Source organism: Lacinutrix sp. Hel_I_90, from assembly GCF_000934685.1.
Classification (GTDB): domain Bacteria; phylum Bacteroidota; class Bacteroidia; order Flavobacteriales; family Flavobacteriaceae; genus Lacinutrix.
Genome location: NZ_JYNQ01000001.1, coordinates 651,456 through 670,482, shown reverse-complemented (window position 1 = coordinate 670,482; position 19,027 = coordinate 651,456). Strand labels below are relative to the sequence as shown.

16 protein-coding genes and 1 riboswitch are annotated in these 19,027 nt (G+C 34.8%); of the genes, 9 read left to right on the top strand and 7 right to left on the bottom strand.

The genetic code is table 11. From position 1 onward, the window contains the following. Positions 1-80: 80 nt before the first annotated feature. Positions 81-611, bottom strand: a complete 531-nt coding sequence (locus GQ46_RS02905; protein ID WP_044398223.1) for a collagen-like protein — start codon at positions 609-611, stop codon at positions 81-83. Positions 612-877: 266 nt separating this feature from the next. On the opposite strand from GQ46_RS02905, the gene dnaK reads away from it, so the two are divergent. Continuing rightward, the gene (gene dnaK, locus GQ46_RS02900; protein ID WP_044398221.1) at positions 878-2,797 is read left to right on the top strand and encodes a molecular chaperone DnaK; all 1,920 of its coding nucleotides are present in this window, start codon (positions 878-880) and stop codon (positions 2,795-2,797) included. 117 nt (positions 2,798-2,914) lie between these two features. Here the strand turns inward: dnaK and GQ46_RS02895 are convergent, their stop codons facing one another. Beyond that, the gene (locus tag GQ46_RS02895; RefSeq protein ID WP_044398219.1) at positions 2,915-3,814 is read right to left on the bottom strand and encodes a Brp/Blh family beta-carotene 15,15'-dioxygenase; all 900 of its coding nucleotides are present in this window, start codon (positions 3,812-3,814) and stop codon (positions 2,915-2,917) included. 114 nt (positions 3,815-3,928) lie between these two features. On the opposite strand from GQ46_RS02895, the gene GQ46_RS02890 reads away from it, so the two are divergent. Beyond that, a complete protein-coding gene (locus tag GQ46_RS02890) occupies positions 3,929-4,657 on the top strand; it encodes a bacteriorhodopsin-like (protein ID WP_044398217.1) in 729 nt (242 codons plus the stop codon). Positions 4,658-4,959: 302 nt separating this feature from the next. Here the strand turns inward: GQ46_RS02890 and GQ46_RS02885 are convergent, their stop codons facing one another. After that, the gene (locus tag GQ46_RS02885; RefSeq protein WP_044398215.1) at positions 4,960-5,298 is read right to left on the bottom strand and encodes a DUF4377 domain-containing protein; all 339 of its coding nucleotides are present in this window, start codon (positions 5,296-5,298) and stop codon (positions 4,960-4,962) included. Positions 5,299-5,463: 165 nt separating this feature from the next. Between GQ46_RS02885 and GQ46_RS02880 the strand changes: the two genes are divergently transcribed. After that, entirely contained in the window at positions 5,464-6,411 is a 948-nt protein-coding gene (locus tag GQ46_RS02880) for a nitronate monooxygenase family protein (RefSeq protein ID WP_044398213.1), read from the top strand. A gap of 57 nt (positions 6,412-6,468) precedes the next feature. Here the strand turns inward: GQ46_RS02880 and GQ46_RS02875 are convergent, their stop codons facing one another. Further along, the gene (locus GQ46_RS02875) at positions 6,469-7,548 is read right to left on the bottom strand and encodes an endonuclease (RefSeq protein ID WP_052503384.1); all 1,080 of its coding nucleotides are present in this window, start codon (positions 7,546-7,548) and stop codon (positions 6,469-6,471) included. Positions 7,549-7,729: 181 nt separating this feature from the next. Between GQ46_RS02875 and GQ46_RS02870 the strand changes: the two genes are divergently transcribed. Continuing rightward, positions 7,730-9,004, top strand: coding sequence for a membrane protein (locus GQ46_RS02870; RefSeq protein WP_044398211.1), 1,275 nt, complete (start codon positions 7,730-7,732; stop codon positions 9,002-9,004). Between the two features lie 5 nt (positions 9,005-9,009). On the opposite strand, the gene GQ46_RS02865 is transcribed toward GQ46_RS02870, so the two are convergent. After that, entirely contained in the window at positions 9,010-11,094 is a 2,085-nt protein-coding gene (locus GQ46_RS02865) for a DUF3857 domain-containing transglutaminase family protein (RefSeq protein ID WP_044398209.1), read from the bottom strand. Between the two features lie 156 nt (positions 11,095-11,250). Beyond that, positions 11,251-11,385, top strand: a riboswitch (cobalamin riboswitch). 99 nt (positions 11,386-11,484) lie between these two features. On the opposite strand from GQ46_RS02865, the gene GQ46_RS02860 reads away from it, so the two are divergent. Together GQ46_RS02860 and GQ46_RS02855 are read left to right on the top strand one after the other, a co-directional pair. After that, positions 11,485-11,970: a PAS domain-containing protein gene (locus GQ46_RS02860; protein WP_044404443.1), complete on the top strand. Its 486-nt coding sequence runs from the start codon at positions 11,485-11,487 to the stop codon at positions 11,968-11,970. Positions 11,971-12,023: 53 nt separating this feature from the next. After that, the gene (locus GQ46_RS02855; RefSeq protein ID WP_044398207.1) at positions 12,024-14,006 is read left to right on the top strand and encodes a GTP-binding protein; all 1,983 of its coding nucleotides are present in this window, start codon (positions 12,024-12,026) and stop codon (positions 14,004-14,006) included. Between the two features lie 211 nt (positions 14,007-14,217). Here the strand turns inward: GQ46_RS02855 and GQ46_RS02850 are convergent, their stop codons facing one another. Then, positions 14,218-14,781 (bottom strand): GNAT family N-acetyltransferase, encoded by a 564-nt coding sequence (locus tag GQ46_RS02850; protein ID WP_044398205.1) that lies wholly within the window; start codon positions 14,779-14,781, stop codon positions 14,218-14,220. Positions 14,782-14,952: 171 nt separating this feature from the next. Next, positions 14,953-15,588, bottom strand: a complete 636-nt coding sequence (locus GQ46_RS02845; RefSeq protein ID WP_044404440.1) for an alpha/beta hydrolase — start codon at positions 15,586-15,588, stop codon at positions 14,953-14,955. A 46-nt stretch (positions 15,589-15,634) separates the two neighbouring features. Between GQ46_RS02845 and GQ46_RS02840 the strand changes: the two genes are divergently transcribed. The 3 genes from GQ46_RS02840 (at position 15,635) to menD (ending at position 18,959) form a co-directional block, all read left to right on the top strand. Continuing rightward, the gene (locus tag GQ46_RS02840; protein ID WP_044398203.1) at positions 15,635-16,063 is read left to right on the top strand and encodes a PaaI family thioesterase; all 429 of its coding nucleotides are present in this window, start codon (positions 15,635-15,637) and stop codon (positions 16,061-16,063) included. Position 16,064: 1 nt separating this feature from the next. Beyond that, a complete protein-coding gene (locus tag GQ46_RS02835; RefSeq protein ID WP_044398201.1) occupies positions 16,065-17,189 on the top strand; it encodes a chorismate-binding protein in 1,125 nt (374 codons plus the stop codon). A 63-nt stretch (positions 17,190-17,252) separates the two neighbouring features. Continuing rightward, positions 17,253-18,959, top strand: a complete 1,707-nt coding sequence (gene menD / locus GQ46_RS02830; protein WP_044398199.1) for a 2-succinyl-5-enolpyruvyl-6-hydroxy-3-cyclohexene-1-carboxylic-acid synthase — start codon at positions 17,253-17,255, stop codon at positions 18,957-18,959. Positions 18,960-19,027 lie beyond the last annotated feature (68 nt).

Below are 19,027 nucleotides of genomic sequence, written 5' to 3'. Positions count from 1 at the left end.
CTATGGGTATTAATAGTATATACTGCTAAAGTAAATAGCGCATAGCGACTTCATTTTATATTCAAGATAGCATTTATGTGTTATTTTTTCTTGAAACTTTCTACTTTTCTATAGGTCATAACCGATTCAATATCTGAAATATCCAGATTTTTTAATCCATCAACATTATCAGCAGGAACAACAACGATTCTAAAAATTTGATTTTGTGTGTAAGAAGGATCTAGGGTCGCAAAATCGATGGTGCCATCCAAAAACAGTCTAACATCACTTTGTGTGAAATCAAAATTATAGGTCAATATACCAGTATTAAAGAACACATTTTGTGGCGTTAATCTCCAGATGTCTTGGCCATCAATGGTATCCCATAGTATATAAACTAAAGTCACGTCCGAAGGGAAAACTTCAAATCCATATGGTTCGAAAATCTCATAATTGTTAGCGGCGTTAAAATTCACTTCTATTTCAAAAGCACTGGAAACAATAAGGCCGCCATCAGCACCATCAAAACCATCGAAACCATTAAAGCCATCCCTTCCCGGAGGGCCTTGAGGTCCTTCGCAAGACGTTAATAATAAGGCGACTACTGAGATTACTGTTAAAATTCGTTTCATATGAAAATAGTATAAATTGGTTCTAAGATCACATGGAGAATCCATATGATAGTTATAATTGATTTTTTATCTACTCAATTACTGTTTATAAATGTAAACTTATCAAAACTAATACCAAAGTAGCGAAGAGACATAAATAATTTATTAAAATCATAGCTGACATCATGTCACCTTTTTTCTAATGGCATAATCATTGACTTATTCCTACCGTAAATAATAACGAAATATACAGCTGCGAAAGCGGTAAACTAAAACAAATAAAAATTATGAGTAAGATTATTGGAATCGATTTAGGAACTACCAACTCTTGCGTTTCTGTAATGGAAGGTAACGAGCCAGTAGTTATCCCAAATGCAGAGGGGAAAAGAACAACACCATCGGTGATTGCCTTTGTAGAAGGTGGAGAAATTAAAGTTGGAGACCCAGCAAAAAGACAAGCGGTAACAAACCCAACTAAAACAGTTTATTCAATTAAACGTTTTATGGGTAACAAGTATTCTGAGTCTAAAAAAGAAGCAGAACGCGTACCTTATAAAGTAGTAAAAGGAGATAATGACACACCACGTGTTGATATTGATGGTCGTTTATATACGCCACAAGAATTATCTGCAATGATACTTCAAAAAATGAAAAAAACGGCTGAAGATTACTTAGGTACTTCAGTAACTGAAGCAGTAATTACTGTTCCTGCATACTTTAATGATGCACAACGTCAAGCGACTAAAGAAGCTGGTGAAATTGCAGGTTTAAAAGTACGTCGTATTATCAACGAGCCAACAGCTGCAGCTTTAGCTTATGGTATGGACAAAAAAGGAACAGACCAAAAAATCGTTGTATTTGATTTTGGTGGTGGAACACATGATGTTTCTATCCTAGAATTAGGTGATGGTGTTTTTGAAGTATTATCAACAGATGGTGATACGCACTTAGGTGGTGATGATGTTGACCAGAAAATTATTGATTGGTTAGCTGATGAGTTTAATAACGAAGAAGGAATGGATTTAAGAAAAGATCCAATGTCTTTACAACGTATTAAAGAAGCTGCAGAAAAAGCGAAGATTGAATTATCTTCTTCTGAGCAAACAGAAATCAATTTACCATATATCACAGCAACTGCAAGTGGACCAAAACACTTAGTACGCACATTAACACGTTCTAAATTTGAGCAGTTAATAGACGATTTAGTAAAAAGAACAATAGAGCCTTGTCAAACCGCTTTAAAAGCAGCAGGTTTATCAAAATCTGATATTGACCAGATTATATTAGTAGGTGGTTCTACACGTATTCCAGCAGTACAGGAAGCGGTAGAAAAATTCTTTGGAAAAGCACCAAGTAAAGGCGTAAACCCTGATGAAGTTGTTTCTTTAGGTGCAGCGATTCAAGGTGGAGTACTTACAGGAGATGTTAAAGATGTATTACTTTTAGATGTAACACCTTTATCATTAGGTATTGAAACAATGGGTAACGTTATGACGAAACTTATTGAAGCCAATACGACAATTCCAACAAAGAAATCACAAGTATTCTCAACGGCAGCAGACAATCAGCCTTCAGTAGAAATTCACGTATTACAAGGTGAAAGAGCTATGGCTGGCGATAACAAAACGATTGGACGTTTTCACTTAGACGGTATTCCACCAGCACAAAGAGGAACACCTCAAATTGAAGTAACTTTCGATATTGATGCCAACGGAATCATTAAGGTTTCAGCTACAGATAAAGCAACAAACAAGACACAAGATATTCGTATTGAAGCGTCTTCGGGTTTAACTGAAGAAGAAATTAAAGCGATGAAAGCTGATGCTGAAGCAAACGCAGATGCCGATGCAAAAGCAGCAGAAAATGCTAAGAAATTAAACGAAGCAGATTCTATGATTTTCCAAACGGAAAAGCAACTAACTGAATTTGGTGATAAATTATCTGATGATAAGAAAAAAACAATCGAAGATGCTTTAGCTGAATTAAAAACAGCATACGAAACTAAAGATATTGCAGTTATTGAGCCAGCGTTAGAAAAAATTAACGAAGCTTGGAAAGTAGCAAGTGAAGAAATGTACAAAGCACAAGCAGATGCACAAGGTGGAGCACCAGAAGAAGGTGGACCAACAGATGCAGGAGCTGGTGCTAAAGGTCAGGCAGCAAGCGAAAGCGATGTTGAAGACGTAGACTTCGAAGAAGTAAAGTAAGCAGAGAACCAATTTTTCAACAGAAAAATTGAATGAATCGCTTATACTCAGCTTGACTGAGTATCTGTGAAAGTGAAATAAATAATTTAGTGTTTTCATATTAAAAAACGCAATCATTCATTTGATTGCGTTTTTTTTTTGTTTAAACATTTTAGTTATAACTATTGCGTGTGGAAATGTAACAGCTGCTATAAAAGAAAATATAATTGCATATAGTAGTTTTTCTTCCTGGAAAACAAAAATGACTATTGCCATACCAATTAAAGATATTAACCAGTATGGAAAGGCTCTTTTTACGTAAGAAACAACATTTACCTTACTAAATCGCCCATATATAAAGCTAATTTGCTCAAAAAGGGAAGGAATACTATGCCATAGAATAAAATAAATTGCAAACCCCCAAATTAAAGTAGAGACTTTAAATATAAGGGTGAAAACCAACAGGTTAAATGATTCTCTTAGTGCTATAGCTTTAAAAGCTGAAGATTTATAAAAGAGGCGCACGGCGATAAATAATAAAATGTATGCGGTAGCTGCAAAGCTATAAATTATAGTATTATCATTTACAGTATATCTGGTTATCGCTTTAATAACTTCAATGACTTCTGTAGTATTAAATATAAATAATAGCATGAATAGAAACAATCCGTAAACAAAATAATAAGTGTGACTTATTGTTTTTGATACCCCTAACACTTTGCTTTCCCAATGTTGTTCTCCAAAATGATAGGCACTGAATAAAATAAACAAAATAAGGGCTACTAGCGGTATAAAATAAAACAGTGCTACAGCAGAGAATACAGTTAATAAGTAAACGATTAATACTTTTAAAAAGGAATCTTTTTTCTTGTGGTTTGATATCACATTAATTAATAATATGTCATTTGCACCATGTAAAATTCCAAAAGAAAAGATTAACATAAAACCAAGTAATATCTCAAACTCGGCCGGTACTATAGAAGTGATCCATAAACCTAGAAAACTCAGATAAATAAGAATACTGTACAGTTTACTCATTAAAGCTGTTAATTTCTCAAATATAATCCAAATAATTGTTAAGTGTTCATTTATTTTGTTTAATTATTTGTAGATTTGTTTAAACAAAATTAATATTAATTAAACAAAACGGTTATGACAAATTTATTGCTTTTCTTCGAGGGACCTTCAAAACTGGATCCAACAGATTATGTTGGCTTTACATTTTTCGTTGGTTGTATGGCCATGATGGCTGCTTCAGTATTTTTCTTTTTATCATTAAATCAGTTTAATAAAAAATGGAGAACGTCTGTATTAGTTTCGGGACTTATTACGTTTATTGCTGCTGTGCATTACTTTTACATGAGAGACTATTGGTTTGCAAATGTAGAATCTCCAACGTTCTTTAGATATGTAGATTGGATTTTAACCGTACCACTAATGTGTGTGGAATTTTACTTAATACTAAAGGTGGCAGGTGCAAAAACCGGTTTAATGTGGAGACTAATAGTGTTATCTGTTATCATGCTTATAACAGGTTATTTTGGTGAAGCCGTTTTCCCAGGACAAGCCGCACTTTGGGGTGCTATATCTGGAGTGGCCTATTTTGTAATTGTTTATGACATTTGGTTAGGTAGCGCAAAAAAACTTGCGGTTGCTGCTGGAGGAGATATTTTAAAAACACACAAGATCCTGTGTTGGTTTGTACTAGTAGGATGGGCAATCTATCCATTAGGTTATATGTTAGGAACAGAGGGCTGGTATACAAATATATTAGGTACCGGTAGCGTAGATGTTGTCTATAATATCGCGGATGCCATAAATAAAATTGGTTTCGGACTGGTTATTTATGCTCTTGCTGTCAAAAAGAATGAAGTCGTTTAGTTGGTTAGTTAATAGTTCATTCTTTCAAGCGCAATCATTAATTTGATTGCGTTTTTTTAATAGTACATAGGTTAATAAATTAAAGTCCAGATTATTATATGTAATGAGATTAAATTGAAGTAGAGCACTTCATATTACCTTTTTTTGTAAAAAACTATAAATTTATGGGTCTGATACCAATACAGGCTAGTAATTGGTGCATAAGGATATATAGCAAAAATAAAAGATGGGAAGTAATTGTAAACTTACTGTAGTTGATTAAGGTTATAAAAATATTATAATTATTTTGATTGTGCTTTGAATTATATTTCCTCTTTGCTTAAGACTTTTATTAAATAAGACCTATAGCTAGGACCATCAATATATTCATCTTTCAGTTTTTCACGTTTTATTAATATCCTATAAATAAAACCTTCTTGATAATCAAAGCCTTCAATACCATGATGATATGTCCATGCATTCTCCACAATAATGGCATTAGATTGAATACTCAAACATGGATATTCTTCACCTAAAAAATTTATACACGTTGAATATTGTGAGTCTACCCATAAAACTTCCATAGTATTTAAAGAATCATCATCTTTACTGCATGAAGACAATACTATAGATATAAATAATAAATGTATAATTTTTTTCATGTTCTACTTTTAAGAAGTAACTTGTAAGAGATGTGATGTAAATATACGGCATATTTTATTATGCTTGCATAATATTATTATATTTGTAATGTTGTTTTTAAAACTTATCAATAATTTAATCATTTCGTTTAATTAACAAAATTCCTGTTTGTACAGAGCATATATATGAATACTAAACTCACACAACTCCTAAATATTAAATACCCAATAATTCAAGCACCTATGTTTTTGGTCTCTAACGTAGCCATGGTTACCGAAGCTATGAAAGGCGGTATTGCAGGCTGTATTCCTGCCCTTAATTACAGAACATTAGAGGAGTTACGAGCAGCGATACAGGAGCTAAAAGCTAATAAAGTTGAAGGGGGAGCATTTGGTTTCAATTTAATCGTCAATAAATCAAACTTAAAATATAAGGGGCAATTAGAAGTTTTATGCGAAGAAGGTTGCGATTTTATCATAACCTCTTTAGGAAGTCCTGAAGAGACGATTAGACAGGCACATAAAGTAGGGATTAAAGTGTTTTGTGATGTTACCGATTTACGTTTTGCGGAAAAGGTACAGCAATTGGGGGCAGATGCTGCCATTGCGGTTAATAACGAAGCTGGTGGTCACAGAGGTGATTTATCTCCAGAAGAACTCACAAACTTATTGAGTAATAAATTAGATATTCCAGTTATTTCAGCTGGAGGTGTGGGGCATAAGGCCGATATTGACAAAATGTTAAGCTATGGTGCCGATGGGGTTTCAGTTGGAAGTCCTTTTATAGCTTCAATAGAAGCTGGTGTTACCGACGAATATAAACAAGCCTGTGTTGATTACGGTGCAGAAGACATTATTATGACACAACGTATCTCTGGTACGCCATGTACTGTAATAAACACCCCTTATGTTCAGAAAATTGGAACCAAGGAGTCTTGGTTGGAATCGGTACTAAATAAAAATAAAAAATTGAAAAAGTGGGTTAAAATGATTCGTTTTTCAATCGGTATGAAAGCGACAGAAAACGCAGCTAAAACAGCCACTTATAAAACCGTATGGGTTGCTGGACCAAGTATAGAGCACACAAAAGCTATTCTACCAGTTAAAGATATTATCGCTAAATTGGTACATTAAATAGGGTTGTGTAGTTATAAAGCCTATAAGAGTTCAGAGTTCTTAATGTAATGTACGCTACTTTATAATAATTCTTTTAGAGACCGCTTTATTTTCAGAAATAAGATGGACCACATATACTCCGCTCAATTGTGATACGTCAATAGTATTCGTGTTACTTTCAACGGTAGCGTACTTCACTTTTCTTCCAAGCATATCATAAATAGAGACTTCAGTTCTTGTTGTTAGTCCTCTAATATGTATAATAGCTACGGCAGGATTAGGGTAAATGCTAAGTGACGAATCAGTAAATGTAGGAAGGCCTAAAGTTTCTGCTTTAGACCAGATTACGCCTGTTTCTGTTCCCCAAAGATGTTCTGCTAATTCAGGATAGTCTATAAATGGATTTCTATTATTTTGATAAGAATAATAGATGATGTCATTTCTATTTTCTTCCCAGCCATCAACGGGGTCATTGCGGTGCCAATCCATTAGTGTGGACCAAACACCGTGAACGGGGTCATTATTTCCGTTTGGCAGCATCAATTCTGTAGGTTCTAAATCTGGGTAACCGTCCAGACCTTCATAACGAACTACCATATAAAACAACATTCTGGCCACATCGCCTTTAACGGCATCACGCGGCTCAAAAGACCAATCTGAAATATCTAATTGCGAGCCTGTAATAGTCCCCCATTTATCAGTAACATCTTGGCAATTTGTACAATTGTTAAAACTTCGATTGTTTCGTGTGCTATTAGTTGTGTTATCTAAAGGCCGTAAGGCATGAACATCTGTACCGGGTCCTCTGGTAGTTCCAAAGTCTCCACGTGATTTCGCCCAAACATGTTCTCGAGTCCAGCCATTACCAGAGTTATATTCTTGTGCGGCGTCTACTGATACTCCAGAGTAAATAAGTATTACATTATCTGAATTCTCCGGGTCTCTATCGGTGTCTTTTAAAATATCCCAAACATCTGTGTTTGAGCTGGTATAAGTGAACTCGATGTGGCTATCTATTATTTGATTTAATTCAAATTTGAGATTGGCATCGGCTAAATTTTCAGCACTTTCGTAATAGTCTATTGGAATTTGAGCAAAAATTAGGTGGGTAAACAGGAGCACTGTTACCAAAGGGTACTGTAATTTTAGAGTCATATTTGTAGGTTAAAGGGATAATACTCATATGTTTAACTTGGGATGGTAATTATAAGGTAATTTGTAGGGATATACTAAAAAAAATCAAATTATTTATTTCGTATAAGTTAAAAAGTAACTTTAATAGGCTTTCTCTTTTCATTTTTTACACCTTACTTTGTATAATCAACAAAAAAAAACAATGTTGAAAAAAATTGGGTTATTTATAGTTATTATTATTGCAGTGTTTCTTATACTTCTGTATTGGTCATTGTCAAGTACCGATAAAGCATTCAAGACTGTTGAAATTATTGGAATTGATAATATCAAAACGGTAGATTTTAGAGCTTTGGACTCTGTTTTACTTGCAGCAAGTACGCTTTATGAAGCCGGTGAGATTAAACGCCTCATGCAAGGTGAACAATACCGAGAAGCTTGGGAAACACCAATAAAAGTGCCAGTACTGTTTTTAGATTCTCTAAAAGGTGGAGTAGAAATATTAAAACAGGGCGGAGGTAAGCAAACACAGTCTTTGAGATTAAAGTCTGAAAAAGGCGTTGAATATACTATTAGAAGTATAAATAAGGATCCAAAAGCTTTAATACCAGATTTTGCAAAAACCTTAGGTTTAGAAAATATTATTGTAGATGGTATTTCTGCGCAGCACCCTTATGGAGCAGTATTAGCGGCAGAACTAGCAAAACACGCTAGCGTGTTAAGTACACATCCTAAAATCGTGTTTGTTCCAAAACAAAAAGCCCTTGGAAAACACAATAAAAAGTATGGAAACCGTTTGTTTCTTTTGGAGTATGAAACCAATAGCGACGAGAATTGGACAGATTTAAAAAATGTAACAGAGATTATTGCAACAGATGATTTGCAAAAGCTAAAACTAGAGTTTGGAAAAACTATTGCTATAGATACCGCTGCTTTAATTAGAGCCAGATTGTTTGATTTGCTTATTGGAGATTGGGATAGGCATGCCAAGCAATGGGGATGGATAATTCAAAAGCGGAATGGTAATTATTCTGCAATACCAATCCCAGGAGATCGTGATAATGCCTTTTTTAATACTGAAGGTATCATCCCTACACTACTAAGCAACGAAAATATAGTTCCAGAATTACGGCCTTTTACTAAAGAAATTAACTACATGCCGGGCTTAGTATATCCTTTTGATCGCTATTTTTTATATCATATTCCAGAGGTGTTATTTGTAAAAGAAGCTGAAATACTACAGCAGCGATTAACAGACAAAGTTTTAAATGATGCTCTAAAAGTCTGGCCAAAAGAAATTTCAGAATTGGATGGTAAAGCGATAATTGAAAAAATAAAAACAAGACGTGAGGCTCTTATTGAATATGCAAAAGCATTCAAAAAAATTATAGATAAAAAAGGGACTTTAAAGGAACCTTTAAAAGGCTCAAAAACACTTAATTTACCAGATTATCTAATCAGATGTTTTGAATGTGAATAAAGCTGTTACTGATTTTTATTTCTTGATTTAGGAATGTACCAGGCAAGAAATAAGATCAAAATCACAATAAAAATTAAGCCAACTGCAATTTTAAGAAATAGTTTGAAACCATTTTTAAAAGCATCCCCTATTTCAAAAGCATTAGTTGCATGTTTACCATTAGCAAGAGTGCCAGGTGTAAAAATTTGATACCCCAGAGTCTCGTTCATCTTTTTTACTTCTCTGGTATACTCCTTAAATTCCTTTACCGAAATATGATCTTTCTGAGTTTTTAAAAAATATCTTAAATCGATTTCCTTTTTCGTGCTATCGTAATCCACATTCCATTTGTATTGAAATCCAGAAAAATTTATTTCTAATTTTTCTCTTTTTATATCCCATGGCGATTGTAATTTTATTTTTATTCGGTGTTCTTTAGTTGAAGGGAAATACAAGCTTAGTGGGTCTTTTCGTTCTTCTTTAGTTGGTACATAAAGTAATCCCTCAATGGTTGAGGGAGAAAAGTGGGCTGAGATGTACCCTTTCTTTTCTGTCATTGGTCGCCAAAGACTATCAATTTTATAGGCTTCAGTAACTTGAAACTTATTGTCTTCTACATTATCTTGATATTCAGGTTTTTTTGTAGCTTCAATATTAAAGTAATAGTTTGAGTAATAATCAGCATATTCTTTTGCGATAGCGTTAATACTATTATTTTTAAAATAGCTTCTCATAGCGTCCGCTTCACTATCATAATAAGTCGAGGTGACTTTTAAAGTAGCACCTTTACCAATGGCTTCTAAACTATATTCATCATAGATTTCAATTTTATTTTCCGAATCACTAAAAATTTGATCAAAATCTGTGGTCTCTGGTGCTAAGACCAGACCATATTGGTAGTCTGGAAAATAAGTGGTTTTGTATGAACCTCCTTGATTTGTAATTGTAGGATCATAATACAATCCTTTACCAGCCACATCAATAACCTTTACCACACAATGGTCAAAGAAAACGGGAGAAGGTAAAAATTCTGTAATCGTTTCTTTTAATGTGGTATTCACTAACATGGGGTAGGCTTCAATACCCATATTGTTAAGCATCGTGGTCATAAGTAAGCTTTTGTCTTTACAATCTCCAAAACGCTGCTTAAACACCTTGTTTGGAGTGAATGGTTTGTAGGCGCCAATACCATCTTCTAGACCAAGATATCTAATGTCATTTTGTACAAAATTTAAAGTGGCCTTTATTTTTTCGCCTTTTGTCTTATTTTCAGAGACAATATTTTTAATTTTTTTTAGTAAATCGGCGCTTGGTTTTTCATTTATGGTGTAGGTTTTAATTCCCCAATTAACAACCGATTCCCAGGAGTCATAATTGCTAACAAAAACGGTTTGATAGTCTAATTTCCAAGACGGACTATAATCTTCAAATAACACTTTTTCCGTATTCTCATTAACCCACACATACTGATATAACCCATTCATCTTTTTGATGTTTGGCACTTCAGGATTATTAATCCCTTTGTAATTAAGTTCACTATCTGAAAAAATAGTGACTGCAATTTTTCCAACAGGCACATAACTGTCCAGATAGTACACATCAGAAAACTTACCCTTATGAATGGGGTTGAAACCGGCTATGGAGTAGCTATATTCTATAATATCATTGGTACGAACATCTGAAATATTTAGTACAGCAGACATAGAGCCATCGTACAAATGATTTTCAGCATTCGTCTCACGGCGCATCAATTGAAAGTTGTCAGACTGAAATTTATCTATAATTTCCCCATCTCTATTTATAGTTACACTATGAAATTTTAAGGTTTGATAACTGGGGTCGTAGTCAACACTAATACTTGAAGCCTCTTGTATGCCTACGTTATCAAATATTTTGGTTACAAATTGGGTATAACTTACAGCCTTTGGAACATGAACTTGATGATCGTACAATAAGGTAATTGTGCCTTGGGTTAAATCGTCTAAATTTACTTCTGGATCTAGACTGTATTCAATGGTTTCAACCCAGTTAGGAGCAGGTGCTTTTTTAACTTGTGCAATAACACTTTGACAGATAAATAATAGACTAAGAAATAGGGTGGTTTGTTTCACAAAAATGAAAATTTTATAGGATGCAAATGTAGTACTATAATTTTATATTGTTTTGAGGATAAACCTTAAAAGAAAAAACGCTAAAGAATCTATTAATGTAATAAGAGGTGCCGTTCTTTCTGTTATAAACTTTCTGTATTAAAGTAAGATAAAACACTATATTTGCTTCACTAAGGTCGCTTAATAAGCTTTAAAAGGGAATTGTGTTAAAATCACAAGCTGTCGCGCAACTGTAATTAATAATTTCTATTATTAAAAGCCAGATTACTTACCTTAATAAATGTATAGCAATAATGCTTTCGCAAGATGAAGCCTATTGATAGTTTTAGAAGTGTACTATATACCTAAGCTATTTGTGTTTCATGGCAACTGCATTTTAATATGAAACAAATGAAAGACACTTCACTTAGAGCACCACTTAAGAGCTGGGATTTTTATGCGCTATACCTTCAAAGGCAAGCAGAAGAATTTACTAGAAATACTGAAATTGAAATACTCAAAGAGTTTAAAGAAAAGTTTAATTGGTCTTTTGATGTTGAAAAAGCGCTGAAGGAAACGACTTTTGAAGCTATTGTATTAACAAATATAGATCAAGAGATTCAGTGGGTGAATAAAGGATTTATACAAATGACAGGTTATCCTGCCAATTTTTCAAAAGGCAAGCAGCCCAAGTTTTTACAAGGAGAGAATTCTTCAAAAGCCGCTTTAAAAGCAATAAGAGACAATATAAAAAAGGAACTTCATTTTAAAGAGCGTGTAATAAATTACAGAAAGAACGGAGAAGAGTATGTTTGTGATATCGAAATTTTCCCTTTAAAAAATAAAGCGGGCAAAGTCTCTCATTTGTTAGCTTTAGAAAATGAAGTCTACAATTAAGGTGATACCTTATAACAACAAAAAGATATGCTTAGGTTTTCATGGCCAAACTAATGTTAGATAAAACAGTTTCAACCATAGGGATTTTAGCCCATGTAGATGCCGGGAAAACGTCCATTACCGAGTGTCTGTTGCATCATTCAGGGGCAACTGCATCTCTGGGTAGTGTCGATAAAGGTTCAGCGATTACTGATGGGTTAGCAATGGAGAAAAGTAGAGGGATTTCTATCAAAGCGTCAGCCGTTAATTTCTCCTGGAAGCACAACGAGTTTCAGCTGGTAGATACACCAGGGCATGTTGATTTCTCTGCTGAAGTAGATCGATCGCTGTCCATCTTAGATGCTGTAATATTAGTAGTCTCGGCAAAAGAAGGCGTGCAAGCCCATACGCTTAACTTATGGGAGAACTTGAAAGCGCGTAAATTACCTGTCATCATTTTCTTTAATAAAATCGATCGGGAAGGTGTTGATGCGGCGCAGGTTTTTTTAGATTTTCAAAAAGAATTAGACGCTAGCCTTTTCGCTTTGAACGTTCCCGATCTATCTAATCCATACAAACCTGAATTGGTCCCGTTTTCAGCGTGTGCTAACAATTTAAACGCTAGGATTATTGATACATCCCTAGAGAATTTAGCGGACTGTGACGAGCCTTTTCTAGCGCGTTATCTGGAAGGAAACATTACTGATTTAACGCACATTTTAGAAAAAGCAACACAGTACATAAAAACGGGTGCGCTGCATGGGGCTCTCTTTGGAAGTGCTAAGCTAGGAATGGGGATAGCGGATTTGTTAAACAGCATGGAAACGCTAATACCCCAATCTAAAACCTACTTCTCAGCCGCTGCTGCTAAGGTTTTTAAAGTAGAGTACCATGAAAAATTAGGGAGATTGGTGTACATAAAATCTTACGGAGGTCTGCTTAAAACCAAAGACACCATTCGATCTCATCAGCTCGATAAGGACATTAAAATTAATCAGATCTTTAAACCGCAGCTAGGAAACTTAGAGCAATGTGCCGAACTGGGAAAAGGAGAAGTAGGGGTTATCACCACTTCTGATGTCATCCTTTCGGGAGATGTGTTAGGCACTGAAAATCTTGATGATGACTTTTCGAAGATTAGTAATGTGGTCTTGGGGGTAGAAGTAAAAGCAGCTGAAGATAAAAATTATCAAAAATTAGGCGAGGCTTTAGAGATCCTTAATATGGAGGATCCTATGTTAGATTTCAAATGGTATAAGGAAGAAAGAGAGTTTCACTTAAAAATTTTAGGACCCATTCAAACAGAGGTTTTAAAAGATAGCTTAGCCCAAAGATGGGCAATCACCGCAGAATTCCTTAAACCTAAAGTGATTTATAAAGAAACACCTACCGAGGCAGCAGAAGGCTATGTGCGTTACTGGATGCCAAAGCCATGCTGGGCCATTATGACCTTCTTGATAGCGCCGGCACCACTTGGAAGTGGTGTTTCATTTACCTCCAAGGTAAGGACGACTGACATTAGTAATAAATATATTAATGAGGTCAAGCGAGCCATTCCTTGGTCTTTAAAACAAGGCATTAAGGGGTATGAAGTCACTGATTTATCCATTACACTTATAGAAGGTTCTGAACATACGGTACACTCCAACCCTGGAGATTTTCTTTTGGCGACTCCAATGGGCGTGCTCAGAGGATTAAAAAATGCAGGAACAGATCTTTTAGAACCCATGTATGCTTTTGAAATCAAAGCCAATCAGGATTTATTAGGACCGATTTCTAGTGATTTAAACCAAATGAATGCTGAGATAGATGCTCCTGTTTTTGATAATGATTTTTTCATCATTAGTGGAAGAGTTTCGGTCGCTGCTGCCATGGATTATTCTATAAAATTTAACGCAATAACCTCGGGGAAAGGACGTCTTAAACTAACCCTTGATGGCTATAAAAAAACCATTACTACCAATGACAAAGTCAGGAGCTACAAAGGAGTTTCACCTTTAGATGAATCGCAATGGATACTGCATATGCGTGGTGCTTTTAAAGCAGATGAGCGCTAATCCAAATGAAAATGAAAATGCTGTTTCTAGGAAACAAAGTATTCAATTATAAAACAGGAAACTAAATATAGTACACATGGATTTCCCCGTTTCAACGAAGTTCTCAGTTATCTAAAAGACCGCCAAATATAAAATTGGGCGTCCTGCAAGCTAGCCGGTATTTAGACTCTATATCTCTGCTTATGGTGTATTAAGCGTTATGGAAAAACACTTAAAACCCACTAAAAACAGTATTTTTTATCGTATTCCATTCACTCTTCAAAATGCCATAACAACAGGTACTGCGCCTAAATCCATCTTGCATTAGGGTGTCTTTTCTTAAAATACCTTCTAATATTCCTCCAATCTTTTCAACTGCTTTTCTGGATTTAATATTACGTTCATCAATTCGAAATTCAACTTTTTCAAACGCAAGCGTTTCAAATGCGTAGTGCAGCATCAAAAATTTGATGTTTTTATTTAATCCTGTACCTTGAAAGTCTTTTCCCAACCAAGTCCAACCAATATGTAAGACTTTGTTTTTCTCGTTTATTAAGCCAAAACGTGTGCTGCCAGCATACGCTTGTTTTTCATTGTCATAGATTATAAAAGGTATGGTTGTTTTATGGTAATATCCGTCAGTAGCAATTTGTACATAAGCTTTTAGCTTTTCTGGTGTAGCAATTGTATTTGGAGAATAAAAAATAAGATCTTTTTCCTTTGCGATTTCAATGAGATGTTTGTAATTGCTTAAATCTAAAAGGGTGAGTGTTACGCGGTTGTTTTCTAATTGCATTTACCTCTTGGTTTTTAGGATAATTTATAAAAAAATAGTTTCACATTGTATTCAATCGTTCCAGAATTCAGAATTGCTAAATCCACTCTTTCCTTGGAAGAAAAAGGAATTCTAGGTTTGAAAAGTTTCGAAAAAGTCAAGGTCGTGTCTTTGCGATTTTGCGAGAAAATACTAAACCAAACCGTTTATAAAAGCCACATTAACGACGTGTTTTCCATCAAAAGGAATAATCTCTAGGTTTTTCCCAAACAGTTCTTCGGCGCGTTTTGTTTCATGGGTCGCACGTTCTTTATTTATATATTCGTCTTCGGTGCCATAAACCAAAGACACTTTTGCTTTTAAAAATGTAAAATCTTCAGGACGCAATTCTTTGGGAATACCACCAGAATGTAAAACCAAGTGATTACATTGTAATTGTCGTTTAGCAATATAGCGCGCAGCGACACTAACACCTTGAGAATAGCCTAAAACAATTAATGAAGCATTTTTTGGTATGTTTTCAGCCTCTAAAATAGCATCAAAATAATTAAAAATATTTTCAGTTTCTAGATGGGTGTTTTCTTTGGTTAACCAACTGGCACCAACATGTTTAAAATCTTTACCTTGATAATATAAACTTGGCGCTTGAGGGGCAATAACGTAATTTTCTTCAGTATTTAATTGGTTAAAATAACGTATAAAATATTTGCTTAAATAGCCCATGCCATGGCAAACAAGCCATATGTGTTTTGTTTTTTCAGTGCGTGTATTAAGCGTAGAATAGGTTTTTTTAGTAGTAAAAAATATTTCTTTTTGGGTAGAATGCATTGCGCGTATGTTTTGTATTTTTGCACCATAAAAATACAGTAAATACATGAGCATAACTAAAACGGAAGTCTTACAAAAAGCAAATGCAGCATCAAAAAACACCTTAATGGAAACATTAGATATAGAAATTGTGGATTATGGTCATGATTTTTTGGTAGCTAGAATGCCTGTAACACCTAAAGTACATCAGCCAGATGGTGTGTTGCACGGGGGAGCAACGGCAGCTTTGGCAGAAAGCGTAGGCAGTTTTGCCTCTCATATTTTTATTGATACTGAAAAAATGTTTGTTCGCGGACTCGAAATTACAGCCAACCATATAAAAAGTGTTTCAGAAGGGTTTGTATATGCAAAAGCAACCTTTTTACATAAAGGCAGAACCACTCAATTATTAGATATTAGAATTACGGATGCTGATGATAATTTGATTTCTATTTGCCGCTTATCTACTATTTCATTGCCTAAGAAAAAAGCATAGCATGGATTCAGATGATTTTTTTGAAATCGCTAGTGCTCATTTTGAGGATGCCTTACCTTTTGTACTCTACAGTAAACCCCAAACGAGTGTTGTTAAGGGGTTATTTCAAAACGATTCTACTGTGCATACGTCTACAGATCTTAGTGAAAGTGGATTCATATTTGCGCCTTTTAATTCTGACGCGCCAACAATTCTTATTCCTATAAATGAATCACATGCATTTGAAACTGAGTGTTTCACCTCAGACAAGTTAGGCAAGATAGAAACTTATAATAGCAAAGAAACCACAGCTTCAATTGAAGTTAAAGCGTTTCATGTGGAGTTGGTTTCTAAAGCCATTAAAACGATTCACGCTACCGATTTAAAAAAGGTTGTTATTTCAAGAAAGGAAACAGTAAGCCTTGCTAAAGTTAGTCCTATTCAGCTTTTTAAGCGTTTACTCGAAGTCTATACTTCTGCGTTTGTGTATTGCTGGTACCATCCTAAAATAGGGCTGTGGCTTGGTGCTACACCAGAAACGCTATTAAGTGTCGCTAGCAATCGTTTTAAAACGATGGCTTTAGCAGGAACACAAGAATATACCGGGAATGACAATCCACAATGGGGGGGCAAAGAAACTGAAGAACAACAATTGGTTACTGATTATATAGCTGAAAGTCTTAAGCTTTCAGTAAATAATTTAAGTATTGGCACTACTCAAACGATACGAGCGGGAAACCTTTTGCATTTACAAACCATGATTTCGGGGACAATTGATTCAAATTTAAAAACGATTGTGAATGCGTTACATCCCACGCCTGCCGTTTGCGGCTTACCAAAAATAGCGGCAAAGCAATTCATTATCAACAATGAAAATTACAAGCGTGAATTCTATACTGGTTTTTTAGGAGAATTGAATAGTAAAGAGAAAACGACTAGAAACACCAATAGACGTAATGTTGAAAACAGTGTCTATTCATCTGTAAAAACGGTCTCTAATTTATATGTAAACCTAAGGTGCATGCAACTTACAGATGTAAATGCCAGTATTTATGTTGGTGGCGGCATAACCAAAGATTCGAATCCTGAAAGCGAATGGGAGGAAACAGTGAGTAAGTCAGAAACCATGAAAAAAGTATTGTTTTAATTTCTTATATTTTGTGTATTAGAGCACGGTCGAAACCTATATTTTCATTAATTTTGTGTCTTGATGAAACACCCTAAAATCCCACTCGCACAAACGGTTATTCAGCTTTGCAAAGCTAAAAACATACAACATATTGTGCTGTCTCCAGGTAGCAGAAATGCCCCTTTAACCATTGGCTTTACACACGATTCTTTTTTTAACTGTTATAGTATTGTAGATGAACGTTGTGCTGCCTTTTTTGCTTTAGGAACTGCACAACAACTTCAAGAGCCGGTCGCTGTAGTTTGTACCTCAGGGAGTGCTTTACTTAATTATTATCCAGCAGTAGCTGAGGCGTATTACAGTAATATTTCATTGGTGGTTTTAAGTGCAGACCGACCAAAGCATTTAGTGGGTATTGGAGATGGACAAACCATTAACCAGGAGCATGTATATAAAAACCATATCCTGTATTCTGCAAACTTAAAGGAAGATTTAAGTGTTGACAATTGGACGGAAGATGAAGGGTCGGAAATGGAAAAAACGATTCAGCAGACTAATGAAGCACAAATTAATAAAGCGCTAAATATTTCAAGTTCACAAAAAGGCCCTGTTCATATAAATATTCCTTTAAATGAACCCTTGTATGAGCGGGTTGACGCCTTATCTGTCAATCCAAAAGTGATTCCTTTAGCAACAGAAGAAACGCCAGAAATTGATTATGCCCATTTGGCTAAAGACTGGAATGCATCAAAACGAAAGCTGGTTTTGGTAGGTGTTAACGAACCAAATAGGGTTGAACAAAAATATTTAGACCGTTTGGCCCATGACGAAAGTGTTTTGGTAATGACCGAAGCAACGTCTAATATTCACCACAAAAGATTTATTCCAAGCATCGATAAACTAATAGGCGCATTAAATGCTAGTGAGTTTAAAGCTCTTAAACCAGATATTGTCTTAACTTTTGGAGGTTTAATCGTTTCAAAAAAAATTAAAAAATTTTTACGCGAGTATCCGCCAATGCAGCATTGGCATGTGGGAACGCATACGGCGAATGATACTTTTTTCAAATTGAATAAGGTGTTTAAAATGCCTTTGAATACATTTTTTTCTGCGTTTTTACCAAAAACAGAATCCGTTAAGAGTGATTACACTAATTTTTGGCTAAATGAAATGGCGTCCAGACGTGAAAAACACGAAAAGTATATGGCTATGATTCCGTTTAGTGATTTTAAAGCTTTTGATGTTTTATTGAATAGTATGCCAAACGATGTCCAATGTCAAGTTGGTAACAGTTCGGCCATTCGTTATGTTCAGCTATTCGATTTAAATCCAATGGTACAAGTGTTTTGTAATCGTGGGACTAGTGGAATCGATGGCTCAACAAGTACGGCTATTGGCGCAGCATTGGCTTCAAAAAAGCAAACCGTATGTGTTACAGGAGATTTGAGTTTTTTTTACGACAGTAATGCCCTTTGGAATAATCATATTCCCAAAGATTTTAGAATAATAGTTGTTAATAATAATGGCGGCGGAATTTTTAGAATATTACCTGGACATAAAAACACAGAAAATTTCGATACCTATTTTGAGACAACGCACCATTTAAAAGCACAAAAATTATGTGAGTTGTATGATTTTGAATATAGTAGCGCAACTAACGAGAACGAATTAAAGTCTGCCTTCTCAGATTTTTACCACACTAGTAGTCGGCCAAAATTATTAGAGATTTTCACACCTAAAAATGAGAATGACCAGATTCTTCTAAACTACTTTAAATTTATCAAATAGTTGAAAACACACTTGTTGCCAAGTTGTTTTAATGTTAATATTTTCTAAGTATTGAATTTCTTTTTATC